This is a genomic window from Terriglobales bacterium, assembly GCA_035624455.1.
Lineage (GTDB): Bacteria > Acidobacteriota > Terriglobia > Terriglobales > Acidobacteriaceae > DASPRM01.
The window spans coordinates 18759-33693 of record DASPRM010000124.1; the positions used below are offsets into that span (position 1 = coordinate 18759).

Here is a 14935-nt window from a genome sequence, read left to right on the forward strand (position 1 = left end):
CTGCCGGACGAGGCCCAATGGCCCTTGTCCGGTGGACCTAGCGTTCCCTGATTAGCCACCCCGGCCGAGGGGCTACCTGTGCTAGGCTTCCGCTCATCGGAGGATTCATGCCCACTGTTACCCGCCCCCACGCACCCGGTTATGGGATAGTCGGCCCTAAGGAGGGCAAGCTACTCCCTTGGACATGGGCTGCGGAACGCCTCTCCAATGCCCGTAATTACTTCATTTCCACCGTGCGCCCGGATGGCTCCCCTCACGTCATGATCGTCTGGGGCCTCTGGATGGACGACGCTTTCTATTTCAGCACCGGGCGCAAGAGCCGCAAAGGACGCAACCTTGCAGACAATCCGCGATGCGTAGTGTGTCCCGAGGACGGCAAGGAAGCCGTGATCATGGAAGGCTCCGCAGAAGAAGTCAGCGATGAAGAAGCGCGGACGGAATTCATTGAGGCTTACTACGCCAAATACCAGTGGGACATTCCCAAGAATGAGCCGATATTCGCCGTGCATCCACAGGTAGTCTTCGGTCTCATCGAGAAGGAGTTCACCACCAGCGCCACACGCTGGACCTTCGAGAAGCAGCAAGCAGCAGTTGGCCGCTAGTCGGTTGACGGTGGAACTGGGCTCCAGCGCGTCCTGTGGCCCACTCAAGCCCGCTTTTGGCTTGAGTGGGATTAGCAGGCTCCCCCTTCTTGTCGCGTGCCCTGGTTCGCGGCGTGCGGCTCATCGCCATCAGGCTCGCACGACCCTGACTCCACGTGTATGATTCTCCTCCTCGGCCATGAGCGACACCGCAGTCCTGCTTCTCAGCTGTCCTGGAGTTTTGGCACGAAAAGGTGTAGTCGCGGCCATCTCCAACTTCATCATTGCGCACAACGGAAGCATCCTCCACTCCGATGATCATCAGGACCAGCCAAGCGATCTCTTTCTCTCGCGGCTGGAGTGGGACCTTACCGGCTTTAGTCTTTCGCTGGATGACTTCCAGCAACATTTCCAGCCAGTCGCAGACCGCTTTCAGATTCAATACCGCCTGGCATTAGGCTCCAAGCGTCCGCGAGTCGGCATTCTCGTTTCCAGCTACGATCACTGCCTTTCCGACCTGCTGTATCGGCACCACACCGGGGAGTTGGCCTGCGATATTCCGTTGATCATCGCCAACCACGAGAAAGCCAAACGCCTGGCCGATTTCCATTCCATACCGTTTCACTATGTGGCCACACCGAAGGATGCACCCCGCAGCGAATCAGAAAACCGAATCTTGGCCCTGCTCGATGCGCATCAGGTGGACTTGGTCGTGCTCGCGCGTTACATGCAGATTCTCACGTCCAGCATCGTGGAAAAGTATCCCTGGAGGATCATTAATATTCATCATTCCTTCCTGCCGGCATTCGTCGGCGCCAAGCCTTATCACCAGGCCTTTGATCGCGGCGTCAAGCTGATTGGCGCCACCAGCCATTACGTTACTGCCGGCCTCGACGAAGGCCCAATCATCGAGCAGGATGTAGCCCGCGTCTCGCACCGCGACCGGGTGGAGGACTTGATCCAGAAAGGCCGTGATCTCGAGAAACTCGTATTGTCGCGGGCAGTGCGCTGGCACATCGAAAATCGTATTTTGTTGTATGCGAATAAGACCGTGGTGTTTTTGTAGAAGAATGGCCACGAATTACACGGATTCACCCGAAATTGAGAAACCCCGAATTACTGAATCAGAACCTGGGCGACAGCGCGCAAGCTGATAGCTTTCTTGCGCAGGGGAGCCAGGAAGAACTGGGTTTGGAGGCTTACCTGATCCGATCCGTGTGATCCGTGCAATCCGTGGCTGCAGTTGTAAGGGTAATCTTGCGGTCATCTGCTCCGGTGCGCTCGAGCCTGATCTCGATATCTCGCTCGCGCAGAAAACGCGGAAACTTCTCTCCCCATTCGATCAAAACAACATTGCGGTTCTCGCCGATGAGGTCGTCCAGCCCCAGCGTTTCCAATTCGCGCGGTGTGTCGATGCGGTAGAGATCGACATGAAATACGCTTACATCCGGCCCTCGGTATTCGTGGATTAGCGTGAACGTAGGGCTGGTGACGTTATCCTGCGAAGCGGCATCGAGTCCTTCTGCAATACCCTTTACTAATGTCGTCTTGCCAGCTCCCAAATCGCCACGCAATAGAACGAGGCAGGGCGGCTTGAGCTCGCGAGCGATTTGGCGTCCAAGCTCGATGGTCTCATCCGCGGATTGAGTAGCGAATTCTTCTGTCACGCTTTGAGAATATCGCGGCAAGGCCGGCAAACTCATCCGTGAAAGCTGAACCTTTCCTCCCTGGCGTCCTCCCTGGCCTGTTCGAATGCCTGAGGCAGGCCGGCGAGAATGTCGCTGGCAATCAGCGAGTGTTCTCCCAAACGTTCGCGCGCAAAATCCCCGCCCAGACCATGCAGGTACACTGCGGCCAGCACCGCCATAAGCTTGGCGTCTGGCTGATCTACGGATTTCGCCTGCGCCACGAAGCCTGCGATCATGCCCGTAAGAATATCGCCGCTCCCTCCTGAAGCCATCCCCGGATTGCCTGTCACGTTCGCCCACACATTGCCATCCTCGAATGCGACCAGCGTTCGATGCCCTTTGAGCACAAGCACGCAATGGTGCTCGCAGGCGAACTTCCGCGCGACACCGATACGATCCTGCTGAATTTCCGAAATGGATAATCCAGTCAGTCGCGACATCTCGCCCGGGTGGGGAGTCAACACCAGCAGCCGCGAGCGGCCACTCAGCTTATGGGCAAATTTCTCAAAAGCGTTCAGGCCATCTGCATCGACAACGATCGAGGTCGGATATTTATCCACCACGGCGCGCACGAACTGCACGGTGTCGGGATTGCGGGAGATGCCCGGGCCAAGGGCGATGACGTCTTTGCCGCCGGCAATCCCGTCGAGACGACCGTAATCGAGGGCCGCCAGCGAGATCGTTCCCGCATCAGTCTCCGCCAGCGGCTCGCTCATGAGTTCGGGATGGAAGCCCGCCACTGTCGGCAGCACCGATTTCGCAGTCGCCACAGTTGAAAGGCCTGCACCGCTACGCAAAGCGGAAATTCCAGCCATGGCAGCCGCGCCCGCCTTGCCCACCGATCCGCCAATTACCAGCGCGTGTCCGTAATTTCCTTTCTGACCTTCCGCCGGCCGCAACGCCACGAAATCCGCAAAATCCGCAGGCCTGATCACGTGCAGGCGCAGATCAGACGCGATCGCCTCTGCCGGCGAGCCGATTGGGGCCACCATCGTCTCCCCGCGGGTTAGCTCCGCGAAAACATGAGCAGGGCGCGGTGCAGTGAACGTCACGATGCCATCGGCGCGGGCGCGCAGCGCGTTGGAGTCACGCAACGTGAATGCATCGGCATCGGCGCCGGAGGGGATGTCCACTGCCAGGACCGGCCTGCCGGAAGCGTTCATTGCGGCGATCGCCTCGGCATAGAGACCCGTAACCGGCGGGCGGAACCCCGTGCCCAGGATCGCATCGATGATCAGATCTCCCTGAAACACCTGCTGCGCCGCGGAGGTGCGCAGCCCGGCGGAGTCGCGCGCCACGACCGGTTGCAATTTCATTCGCCCGAACATCTCGGCGGCATCGCCCTTCAGTTCCTCTGGATCGGCCAGCAGCAACACCTCGACCTGGCGAAAGGCTTCGCTCAGCTTGCGTGCAGCCACGAATCCGTCACCACCGTTGTTGCCTTTGCCGCAGACGATGCCAACCCGCCGCGCGCCACCGAAATGGGACGTGGCGAAATCGGCAACCGCGGTACCGGCATTCTCCATGAGAGTGAGGGAAGGCACACCGAAGCGTTCGCTCGTATCGCGATCGATCTCTCTCATCTCTTCGGCGGTGGTGATTTTCATGGGTGGGCAGCCGCCGTCTGTTCCAGACGCCGCAGGCCAGCGGGTTCGCCCATGGCGATGAGGCAGTCGCCGGCATCGATCCGGTCCTCGGGCGCGGGATTGAACCGCATGCCCCTGGGCCCCTTGATGGCCAGCACGATCACATTGAGTTCCTGCCGGATGCGCGATCCCGCAATGGTGTTGCCGGCGAAAGGCGAATCTGGCTCAATGCGAATCTCTTCGATTTCCAGGTCAAGTTTGCCGCCCCGGGCGGTGGCAATGTCCAGGAAGTCGAGCACGTTGGGCCGCAGGAACGATTGGGCTATGCGATGCCCGGCAGAAAGATAGGGCGAGATAACTTCATCCGCGCCGGCCGTCCGCAGATGCTTCCCCGCATCCTCTTCGCTGGCACGGGCAATGATCCTCAGGCCCGGATTCATGGAGCGCGCGGTCAACACTACATAGAGGTTTATGGCATCGGTCGAAGCAGCTGCGACCAGGCCACGCGCAGTTTCGATATGCACTTGCCGCAGCACTGATTCCTGCGTGGCGTCGCCAATCACCGTGAGCCATCCCTGATCGCTGAACTTGGCCGCTTTTTCCTCATTCGCCTCGATGATCACCAGCGGCACCGACTCGCGCTGCAGTTCGCGCGCCACACTGCGGCCCACGCGGCCGGCGCCGCAGATCACGTAATGCCTGGACAGCCCACTGATTTCCCGCTCCATACGCCGCTTTCCAAAAAACGAGAGAAGCTCGAATTCTAGCAAAGCTGACGCTGTTGCCCCGATGCCCAGGAACACCAGGCCCACGCCGAAAATCATTACAAAAACGTTGAATTCTTTTCCCGCATGGCTGAGTGGGTGCACCTCGGAGTAGCCGATAGTGGTGATGGTCATCAGCACCATGTAAAACGAGTCGAACCACGACCAGCCTTCAATGACATGAAACCCCAGAGCGCCAATCAGACAAACCACGACCAGGGCGGAAAAGATGAGCTGAAGATTGCGGTAGCCACGCATGGGGGCGCTAGGGGCTTTAAGCGGCTGTCAGTTTCAAGCTTTCGGGCCGGAGTTGCAAGCGCGGAGTACATCGCTTCTGGAGGACAACTTCCTCGGGGCGAGGCAGCCGGGAAGAAACGCCTTTGCACTGCTGCCTGGTCTTATCCGTGCAAATCCGTGCAATCCGTGGCCGGGGCTGGCTGAGTGACCCACTCAAGCCTTCCTTCGGCTTGAGTGGGGAATTAGGCTGTGGTGACGATTGGCGCCCGCCTAGTCGGCCATCACCGTGCCGGGCTTGGGCTCCGGTTCCTTGTCGCGAATCATCTGTACGCGCGAATGATGGCGGCCATAGAAGAAATACACAAACATGCCGATCACCAGCCAGATGATCAGTCGCAGCCAGGTGTCGCCCGGCAGGCTGGCCATCATCAATCCGGATACCAGGATTCCCATGATAGGCACCAACGGAACCAGCGGTGTTCTAAACGGACGTTCCAGTTCCGGCCGCTTCACCCGTAGGATCCATACCCCCGCGCACACGATGACGAACGCCAGCAGAGTGCCGATACTGACCAACTCGCCCAGAATCCCAATCGGAATCAATGAGGCAAAAATCGCAACAAATATTCCCACCGTGATTGACGAGATATAAGGAGTGCGAAAGCGTGGATGCACCTTCCCTGCCCATTTCGGCAGCAGGCCATCGCAGGACATGGAGAAAAAGACCCGCGATTGTCCGAGTAGCATCACCAACATCACGCTCCCCAGTCCAGCGATCGCACCCAGTTTCACCAGGAAGCTGCCCCAACGTACGCCCGTTGCATCGATACCAACGGCAACGGGATCGGGCACGTTAAGCGCAGTGTAGGGCACCACGCCGGTCAGCAGGCCCGAAACCAGAATATAGAGGACGGTGCAGATGACTAGCGAGCCCAGAATGCCGATGGGCATGTCGCGCTGCGGCCTCCGCGCCTCCTGCGCCGCGGTGGACACGGCATCAAATCCGATATAGGCGAAGAAAATTACGGCTGCCCCACGCGCGATCCCGGACCAACCGTATTTTCCGAAGTCTCCGGCATTCGGCGGAATGAACGGATGCCAGTTAGTCGTGGCAACCGAGGGATGCGCCAGAACATAGCGCACTGCAATACCAATAAAGGTCAGAACGATGGCAACTTTCAGTACTACGATGGCGGAATTGAAATTGGCCGATTCCTTAATGCCAATCACCAGAATCGTCGTCACCATCACAATGGCGAGGAAAGCCACCAGATTGAACACGCCATGCGCGTGTTGCAAAGTTGCGGGATCGACGCCGTGTGCTTTCAGCGTGGGCAACACCGTCGCCAGCCGCTCCCAGCGGCTGTTGTAAAACACAAGCTCTGTGCCGGGCGTCGCAGTAAATGCAGGCGGGATGTGAACGCCATAGTCCTGCAGGAAGCTGACTACGTACCCGCTCCAGCCGGAGGCAACCGTAGCTGCACCAAAGGCGTATTCCAGAATCAGGTCCCAGCCGATAATCCACGCGAAGATCTCGCCCAGCGTCGCATACCCATACGTATAAGCAGAGCCGGCGATGGGAATCAGCGAGGCAAACTCGGAGTAGCACAACCCGGCAAAAGCACAAGCAATCCCGGCCAGAATGAACGAGAGCACGATTGCCGGTCCGGCATATTGTGCGGCTGCAGCCCCCGTTAGAACGAAGATGCCGGCTCCTATGATCGCGCCAATTCCGAGCGTGATCAGATTCAGAGGACCAAGTGCGCGCTTGAGGGAGTGTGCCCCTTCTTCACAGGACTCCTTGAGAATCATGTCAAGCGGTTTGGTGGCTAATAAACCCGCCATGTGTTGTCCTTCTCTCCTGGCCTAACCAGGTGTAAATCTAATGTCCCGGCGCCGCCCCACTGTCGGCTGCCCGGCCTGCGCCCGTCCGTCGAGACCACAGGAAATAAACCGGTATACCGCACAGCACGATAATCAAACCCGGCCAAGTGTACTGCGGTTTATACCGCAAAAGCACGATATCGACGAATAGCGCCATCACAATGTAAATCGCCGGGAGTACCGGGTAACCGATTGCCCGATAGGGCCTGACCGCGTCCGGCCGCTTCCGCCGCAGTACGAACAAACCCACAATCGTTAAGATGTAGAAAACCAGCACCGCGAAAATGATGTAATCCAGCAATTGGCCATAGGTTCCAGACAGGCAAAGTATGCAGGTCCATACCGCCTGCACGATAAGCGACACTACCGGCGTTTTATACGTGGGATGCAGCGTGCCCACGCGCTGATGAAACAAGCCGTCCCTAGCCATCGCGTAATAAACTCGCGCTCCGGCTAGAATCAGCCCGTTCGTGCAACCGAAGGTCGAGATCAGAATTGCCAGCGCCATCAGGGCTGCACCTGCGGGTCCGACCATCACCTGCATCACCGCAGTCGCCACGCGATCTTCGGCGGCATATTGAATTCCGCGGGCCAGCACCGTCGTGCCATGAGGGTCGCCAGACAGTGGCAGCACGTTGAGGTAAACGAAGTTCGCGGCGATATAAAGACCAATCACCACACCCGTGCCCAGCGCTAGCGATAGCGGCAGGTTGCGGCTGGGGTTCTTGACCTCGCCGGCCGTAAAAGTCACGTTGTTCCACGCATCGGCGGAGAAAAGCGATCCCACCTGGGCCACAGCAAGGATGGTGATGGTCCCCAGCAGTCCCCCGATACCGATTTGGGCGAATGGGGCGGCACTGCTTCCCGCGTTTCGCCAGAATTCAGTGAAATTCGCCGCCAGTGCCTGAGGGTTGCGTCCCAGGAGAAGTCCGAAAATGACCAGGCCAAGCAGGGCGGCAGCTTTTGTGAACGTGAAGACGTTCTGCACTAGAGCGCCGGTCTTCACGCCGAAGACGTTTACCACCGTCAGCAGCACAATAATGATGATTCCCATCAGGTTCTGCGTGTTCAGTCCCACATCCATGTTGCCTAGAACCATCGGCCCGACCGGGATCGGCGGCACCTTCCACAAATGAATAATCCAGTTGCCGGAGGAGATGGCCGGGAAGAACACGCCCAGAAATTTTCCGAACGCCACGCCAACGGCGGCAATAGTCCCCGTCTGAATCACTAAGAACAGAGTCCAGCCATAGAGAAATCCCCATAGCGGTCCCAGCGCTTCGCGCAGATACACATACTGGCCGCCCGCGTGAGGCATCATGGCCGCTAATTCGCCGTAGGACAGCGCCGCCACCACCGTCATAAATCCCGTGACCACCCAGGCTAGGATCAGCAGCCCTGGGGAGTTCACCAGCCGCGCGATGTCGGCGGAGACGATAAAAATCCCCGACCCGATCATCGAACCCATGACCAGCGTCGTCGCGCTGGTCAGTCCGAGGCCTTTGACAAATCCCTGGTCAGGAGCAGCCAGGTCTGGCGGTGCAGCGTGTGTTTGGGTTTGACTCACAGTTGGATCACCACATGAAGGAAAAAATGCGTTCTGCCCGGTCGCATGTTGTGGCACGACTTTACATCAATATGCGGAGGAATTGCTCGGCTGATTTGCGGGGCTCCCGGGTGAGACTTGAGATTACCGCCACCGAATCCGCCCCCGCATCGATCACGGAACGGCAGTTATCCAGGGTGATTCCCCCGATTGCGACCAGCGGTCTCGAGGTCAGGCGCCGGGCTTCCTGCACTCCCTCCAGGCCAATCAAGGGATCGGGATTGGACTTTGTAGTGGTTGCGAATACCGGACCCACGGCGATGTAGTCTGGCGCGGCCTCATCCGCGATACGCACCTGCTCGGGATTGTGCGTGGAAAGGCCCATCCAGAGCCGGTCTCCAATAACCTTGCGCGCCCCCTCTGGCGAAAGATCGTCCTGACCAAGGTGCACCCCATCGCATCCGGCGGCTACGGCTAAGTCAGCACGGTCGTTCATAAAGAAGGTTGTGTCGGGTCCTAGCTCGGCGCGAAGGGCGCGAGCGTGAGAGAGCACTTCGCGGCTGGATCCAGTTTTATTGCGGAATTGCAGCAGCGTAACGCCTGCGCTTTTGAGGTCACGCGCAAACGCGAGCATCGCGATCAGTGGGTCTGGAGCAAAAAGGTAGAAGGAGACGTCGAGAATGGCGTATAGCCGCGGGAGGCGAACAACCATAGCTAGGGCTGGACCGGGACCTTCGCGACGCTCTGGCTGCTTCCCAGCAGCCGCTCCATAAACGTCGTATCGAACTTGCCCGCGCGAAAGTCGGGATTGGCCAGAATCCGCCGATGAAGCGGAATCGTGGTGTGGATGCCCTCCACGATGAACATCTCCAACGCCCGTGTCATCCGCGAAATGGCTTCCTCGCGGTCTTTGCCACGAACGATTAGCTTGGCGATCAGGGAGTCGTAATAAGGCGGAATCACCGATTCGGGGTAGGCAGCGGTATCGATTCTCACCCCGGTACCTCCCGGCGGATTGAAAGCCGTAATCTTTCCCGCGGAAGGCGTGAACTTTTCCGGATGCTCAGCGTTAATCCGGCACTCGATCGCGTGCCCGCGATGCACGACCGGTCCTTGCAGCACTCTCTCCAGCTTCTCTCCCACCGCGATCATGATCTGGCTCTTCACCAGGTCCACATCTGTGACCATCTCGGTCACCGGATGCTCTACCTGAATTCGGGTGTTCATCTCGATAAAGTAGAGCTTGCCATCCTCGTCCATCAGGAACTCGACCGTGCCCGCGTTGATGTAGCCGATGTGGCTGAGCGTGCGGCAAAGCAGATCCCCGATGGACGATCGTAGCTCAGGCGTCATTTTCACCGACGGCGATTCCTCCAGCAGCTTTTGATGCCGCCGCTGGATGCTGCACTCGCGTTCCCCCAGGCTGACGACGTTGCCGTGCTCGTCAGCGAGCACCTGGAATTCGATGTGACGCGGGCGCTCGATAAACTTCTCTAAATAGAGATCCCCATTCCCAAATGCTGCTGAGGCTTCGCTCTGGGCCGCCTGGAACAGACCCGGGAGTGCCTCCCGGTCACGAATGATTCGCATCCCGCGGCCCCCACCCCCGGCGGCAGCCTTCACGATCACGGGATAGCCAATCTCCCTCGCCCAGCCAAGAGCCTCGTCTTCACTCGGAATCACTCCTTCGGAGCCAGGCAGAATGGGCACGCCTGCCGACTTCATCGCCATTCGCGCTTTCTCCTTTTCGCCCATCAGTCGCGTGATTTCGGGAGGTGGGCCGATGAATTTCATGCCACAGGTCTCGACCACTTCAGCAAAGTTCGCGTTTTCACTGAGCAAGCCGTAGCCGGGATGGACACCGTCAACGTTGGCGATCTCGGCGGCGCTGATAACGGCCGGTATATTCAGATAGCTCTCGCTCACCTTGGGAGGACCGATGCAGATGGCTTCGTCCGCAAATCGCACGTGCAGCGAGTGCCGGTCGACATCGCTATAGATGGCCACCGTCTTAATGCCCAGCTCCTTGCAGGCGCAAATAACGCGCAGGGCAATTTCTCCCCGGTTAGCGATGAGAATTTTTCGAAACATTGAGATTCAATGATGATGCGCAGCATCACGCCTGTCTGTTTGTCTGCCGCGTAATAGGCGTGCTGGACCTTTCACCTCTCCAAGATATATCGTCGGCAGGAAGAACAGAAGCATCTAGACTAATCGGGACGAATAGCGAATAGTTGCTGGCCGTATTCCACCGGCTGACCGTTCTCGACGAACCGCTTTACGACAATGCCCGCATAGTCCGACTCGATTTCGTTCATCAGCTTCATCGCTTCAACAATGCAGAGCACCTGGCCCAGGCTCACCCGGTCGCCCGGCTTTACAAACGGGGGAGCCCCGGGCGATGGCGACTCGTAAAACGTGCCCACGATTGGCGAATGCACGATCTGGCCACCGGCTTCCTCAACAGCGGGTTCGGCAGACGAGGCTGCGGACGCGGAAGAAGGGGAAGAATTGCCGCCTGCGGCTACTACTACGGCTGGTGCGGCGGAGACAAGCGGCGCCGACACTACTGGGGCAACCGCGGCGTAATGGATTGGCGACGAAGCTCCGCCTCGCTTGATGCGTACTTTGATATCCCCGCGTTCCAGTTCGAACTCGGCAATATCTTTTTCGATTAAGAACTCTATGAGTTCCTTCAATTCTTTCTGATTCATTCTGGATGCATGCGGACAATGAATTCGGACCGTTCACAGCTCTATCAATTCTTTGGTCCCGGGTGTGAGTACCTCACATCCGTTCTCGCGGACAACAACCATGTCCTCGATGCGAACCCCTCCCTTGCCTGGAACATAAACACCGGGCTCAATAGTAACGACCATGCCCGGCTGCAGGACTTCGGCCTCCCGTCGCGCCAACCGAGGCGGCTCATGAATCTCCAAGCCGACTCCGTGACCGGTGGAGTGGGTGAAAAAACGGTCCAGTCTGTTACGCCGCAGAACCGAGCGGGCGGCGAAATCTACTTCCCCCGCGGTCACCCCGGCACGAACCGCGTCCACGCCTGCGCCCTGGGCCTCTCTCACCGCCTCATACATTTCTCGTTCCTCTGTAGTCGGCCGGCCCACGTGCACAGTGCGGGTCATGTCTGAACAATAACCGGCGAGTATAACACCGAAGTCGAGCACCACGAACCCACGCCCAGGGATTGGTTTCGTGGAGGCGTGCCCATGGGGAAGTGCGGATCTCGGACCCGCCGCAACAATGGTCTCGAAAGACATCCCTTCCGCACCCGATTCGCGCGCCGCGTGCTCCATCTCCGCCGCCACCCTCACCTCAGCGACCCCGGGACGGATCGTGTTCAGAGCCGTATCGAAAAGAGAGGCTCCTAAGTTCACCGCACTGCGAATGGCTGCCATTTCCTGATCGTCCTTGACGAGCCGCAGTTGCTCGATCAGGCCTACAGTGCTCTTCAAACGCGAGTTCGGGTGCCGACGATGTTTGAGTACCAGATCACGTTCAGCTACCGACAGGTGCTGGGCTTCGATAGCTATCGGAGTCAGACCTGAGCCGGTCACCCACTCGGCCGCCATCTCCAAAGCTGAGCGCTTTTCGATCACGATCCTGGCTCCGGTCACCTCCTCTCGCGCCTGCAGCCGATAGCGACCGTCGGTAAATAAGGCCAGCTGGCGTCTTCCATGATCCAGCCGGCACGCCAGCACTCCGGAGCTGCCAGTGAACCCGCACAGGTAGCGGATATTCACTAGCGAGGTGACTAGGAGGCCAGAGGCCTGATGGCGCCGCAAAAGCTCGAGCAATCGCTGCTGTCGTACCTGGTAACGCATCGAGTTCATTCTATGCAGGTATGGACGCAGGCAGATAAAAAATCCCCCGCCAGGTGGCGGGGGGAGTTAGGTTGATGGTTGGTTGACTAGGTTTGAACGATCTTGGGGGTTACAAAGAACAACAACTCCTGCGACGAGGTCGATACCGAGCGTCGCTTGAATAGGTTGCCCATCACCGGAATGTCCCCCAGCAACGGCACCTGCTGTATGTTCACCGAGTTCTGCGTCTGAATAACGCCGCCGATCACCACGGTGCCGCCATCGGCAACCAACACCTGGGTGGTGGCCTGTTGCGTGATCAGGGTAGGGTTGCCGGCAACCTGGCGGGAGAAATCTGGCGTGGTGTTTTCCACGTCAATCGCCATGAAGATCGTGCTCTCAACCGTAATCTGCGGCGTAACCGTGAGCCGCAGGAAGGCGTCTACGTAGGTTGTCGTAGGTGGTCCACCCAATTGCGCGGCCGTAACTACAGGCACACGCACGCCCTGTCGAACTATCGCCTGGCCATTGTTTTGCGTCACCACGCGCGGACGGGAGAGAATTTTCAGCAAGCCCCGCTGCTCCGCCATGGTCAGAATTGTATCCAGCCGGTACGTGGAGGTCGCATTCACGAAAGACAGGCCGCTGGTCGGCCCCGGAACCGCCAGGTTCGAGAACAGCGGAATTGTTTTCCCCGTGGGATCCAGAATGTACTTCGGCTGAGTCGCAGTGGGTGGGAAGGTGATGTTGGTGGGGCTGAATCCAGCAGCACTGGAGCCACCAGCAGCCGACACGTTGTTTCCCCACCCGAAGCCGAGCTGCACGCCGATGTCGCGCGCAAAGTTGCGAGTGGCGGCGATAACGCGGGCTTCAATTTCCACTTCCTGTGTCTTACGGTCCAACTGCGACAGCAACCGCTGAACCTCCGGAATCACCGACGGGATATCGGAAATGATCAGCGAGTTGGTGCGCACATCGGCAATCACGTCGCCACGTTGCGAGAGGAAGCGCTTGACAGTGGGAACCAGGTCCTTGGCCTGAGCATAGCTGAGGAAATGCGTAATGTGAACCTTGGGGACGGAGAGCGCCTCAGCTTCATTCTTGGCGCGAACCGCTTCGGCTTCCCTGCGCAGGGTGTCAACCGTCGCGATGCGCAGAACGTTGCCCTCCAGCTTCCGGTCCAGGCCGTTATTCGCCAGCACCAGGTCGAGCGCCTGATCCCAGGGCACATCGTCAAGCACCAGAGTCAACGTGCCTCTCACATTGGGATCGAGCACGATGTTGAGCCCACTGATCTCGTGAATTAGCCGGAAGAAATCCTTCAGGTCGACATCCTTCAGATTGACCGAAATTGGTTCTCCCGTGTACTTGGGCTTGGATGGCGCGGGAGGACTGGAGATCTGCGTCTCCCGCTGTATCGCCGAGGCATTAGTGGCAGGCGCACCAGCTTGCGGAGCCGCGCTGGAGGGGGGCAGCAGCGCGTCGGCTGCCGCTTTGTTCGAAGCCTCGATCACCCGCGCCGCGGATTCGGCCGCCGCTTTTGGATCAGCCGTAGGAACGTCATTTTCCGCCTTGGGAGTGAACTGCGGCTCCAGCATCACGAAATCTTTAGCTGCCTTTTCCGTTGCTCTTCCAGTGGCAGCCTGAGAGACATCAGATACTTGCGAGGGAGCTGCGGGAGTTTTCGACGATTCCCGGACAGGATTCGGTATCGCTGACGTCAGCGTAGCCGGAACCAAATGGGCGGTGACCGGGTTCGGTGCCGGCTTGCTTGCATCCAGCGTCGGCGGTGCCGGATTGTGCAGAATCGGCTTCGGACTGTTCGGAACCGTGTTTAAAGCTGGCGATTTCTCGCTGGTGTGAACTTTCAGGATAACTTTGTTGCCGGCAGGCACCAGCTCGAAAGCGCGCGCTTCCGCCAAATCAACAACCACCCGGGTCACCGGCGGGCTGTCCTGGAAACGGGCTACCCGAACGTCTTTCACATCTCCTGAATTCACCGCGATGACCTTCGGATTCGAGGGCACCGCGTTCATCAGATCTACTACCACCCGCGCCGGCGACGATAGCTTCATCGCCCGCGGCGAAAGTGGACCATTGGCTGCAATTTCAACATCCAGGGTACCGTCCCCGCGAACCACCTCTACCGAGCGCACCGTCAGGGGGGTGATCGCCGGTGCCACCGCCTCCTTCACTGCCGAAACCTGACTCTCATTGGCAGCCGCAGGCTTGGCTACCGGCACGGCTGTGGTTTTTGATAGCGGCAACAATGCTGCTGAGGGCTTGGCAGTAGTCTTCGGCACAGTAACCTGAATCTGAAGACCATTTGCCATATCGCCGACCTTAACCTCGGCTGCGGGAACCAGAGCCAACTCGATGCGAGCTACCTCGGTTCCATTGGACCCGCTGTAGGAGAGGACGTGATAAGCGCTCACGCCGGGGGTGTTCAAGGTCCGCGTCTGCTCTTTCCAGCTGCCCGCTGAAACCCCATGCATGTCCACCAGCAGCAGATTATCGGTGGGCCGATATTCTGTGTGGCTGAACGTGCCGTTCATGTGCAGGGCTACGACAGTAGAATTGCCCTGCGCCGCCACGCTAATGTTGGTCAATTGCGTGTTGGCTGCAGCCGCTATCGTACTCATCAACAGCAGCAGCAAAATTGAACCCATGCCTTGCTTCCGCCTCATCTGGTCTCTCCCTGCACGCGCAACTTGCGCTCGCGTGTGTGGCGGCGTGCCGCCACTCTTAAATTGGCCCCTTGCTTCGGCCCGGTCTGAATGCTGACTCTCTTGTTGCTTGCCAAATTCGTCCCTTCCGCCGAAGCGGAAGAA

The 14935-nt window shown here is 58.8% G+C and carries 12 protein-coding genes; 2 read left to right on the forward strand and 10 right to left on the reverse strand.

What is annotated here, in order from left to right:
• Positions 1 to 107: 107 nt before the first annotated feature.
• Complete coding sequence (locus VEG30_13775) at positions 108 to 602, forward strand: pyridoxamine 5'-phosphate oxidase family protein (protein ID HXZ80994.1); 495 nt, start codon at positions 108 to 110, stop codon at positions 600 to 602.
• Between the two features lie 178 nt (positions 603 to 780).
• The gene (gene purU, locus VEG30_13780; GenBank protein ID HXZ80995.1) at positions 781 to 1647 is read left to right on the forward strand and encodes a formyltetrahydrofolate deformylase; all 867 of its coding nucleotides are present in this window, start codon (positions 781 to 783) and stop codon (positions 1645 to 1647) included.
• Positions 1648 to 1780: 133 nt separating this feature from the next.
• Here purU and tsaE read toward each other — a convergent pair whose 3' ends face one another.
• The 10 genes from tsaE to pilQ all read right to left on the reverse strand — a co-directional run bounded on the left by tsaE (position 1781) and on the right by pilQ (position 14791).
• Complete coding sequence (gene tsaE / locus VEG30_13785; protein HXZ80996.1) at positions 1781 to 2269, reverse strand: tRNA (adenosine(37)-N6)-threonylcarbamoyltransferase complex ATPase subunit type 1 TsaE; 489 nt, start codon at positions 2267 to 2269, stop codon at positions 1781 to 1783.
• A gap of 11 nt (positions 2270 to 2280) precedes the next feature.
• Positions 2281 to 3876 carry an NAD(P)H-hydrate dehydratase gene (locus tag VEG30_13790; protein ID HXZ80997.1) on the reverse strand — a complete coding sequence of 532 codons (1596 nt, stop codon included), beginning with the start codon at positions 3874 to 3876 and terminating at the stop codon, positions 2281 to 2283.
• A complete protein-coding gene (locus VEG30_13795) occupies positions 3873 to 4877 on the reverse strand; it encodes a potassium channel protein (protein HXZ80998.1) in 1005 nt (334 codons plus the stop codon). The genes VEG30_13790 and VEG30_13795 overlap by 4 nt, the downstream gene beginning before the upstream one ends.
• Positions 4878 to 5126: 249 nt before the next feature.
• Positions 5127 to 6701, reverse strand: a complete 1575-nt coding sequence (locus tag VEG30_13800; protein HXZ80999.1) for an amino acid permease — start codon at positions 6699 to 6701, stop codon at positions 5127 to 5129.
• A 37-nt stretch (positions 6702 to 6738) separates the two neighbouring features.
• The gene (locus VEG30_13805) at positions 6739 to 8307 is read right to left on the reverse strand and encodes an amino acid permease (GenBank protein ID HXZ81000.1); all 1569 of its coding nucleotides are present in this window, start codon (positions 8305 to 8307) and stop codon (positions 6739 to 6741) included.
• A 61-nt stretch (positions 8308 to 8368) separates the two neighbouring features.
• Positions 8369 to 8998 (reverse strand): thiamine phosphate synthase, encoded by a 630-nt coding sequence (gene thiE / locus VEG30_13810; GenBank protein HXZ81001.1) that lies wholly within the window; start codon positions 8996 to 8998, stop codon positions 8369 to 8371.
• Between the two features lie 2 nt (positions 8999 to 9000).
• Positions 9001 to 10377: an acetyl-CoA carboxylase biotin carboxylase subunit gene (accC, locus tag VEG30_13815; GenBank protein ID HXZ81002.1), complete on the reverse strand. Its 1377-nt coding sequence runs from the start codon at positions 10375 to 10377 to the stop codon at positions 9001 to 9003.
• Positions 10378 to 10496: 119 nt separating this feature from the next.
• Positions 10497 to 11000: an acetyl-CoA carboxylase biotin carboxyl carrier protein gene (accB, locus tag VEG30_13820; GenBank protein HXZ81003.1), complete on the reverse strand. Its 504-nt coding sequence runs from the start codon at positions 10998 to 11000 to the stop codon at positions 10497 to 10499.
• A 33-nt stretch (positions 11001 to 11033) separates the two neighbouring features.
• Positions 11034 to 12125: a Xaa-Pro peptidase family protein gene (locus VEG30_13825; protein ID HXZ81004.1), complete on the reverse strand. Its 1092-nt coding sequence runs from the start codon at positions 12123 to 12125 to the stop codon at positions 11034 to 11036.
• Between the two features lie 86 nt (positions 12126 to 12211).
• Positions 12212 to 14791 carry a type IV pilus secretin PilQ gene (gene pilQ, locus VEG30_13830; protein HXZ81005.1) on the reverse strand — a complete coding sequence of 860 codons (2580 nt, stop codon included), beginning with the start codon at positions 14789 to 14791 and terminating at the stop codon, positions 12212 to 12214.
• Positions 14792 to 14935: the final 144 nt, after the last annotated feature.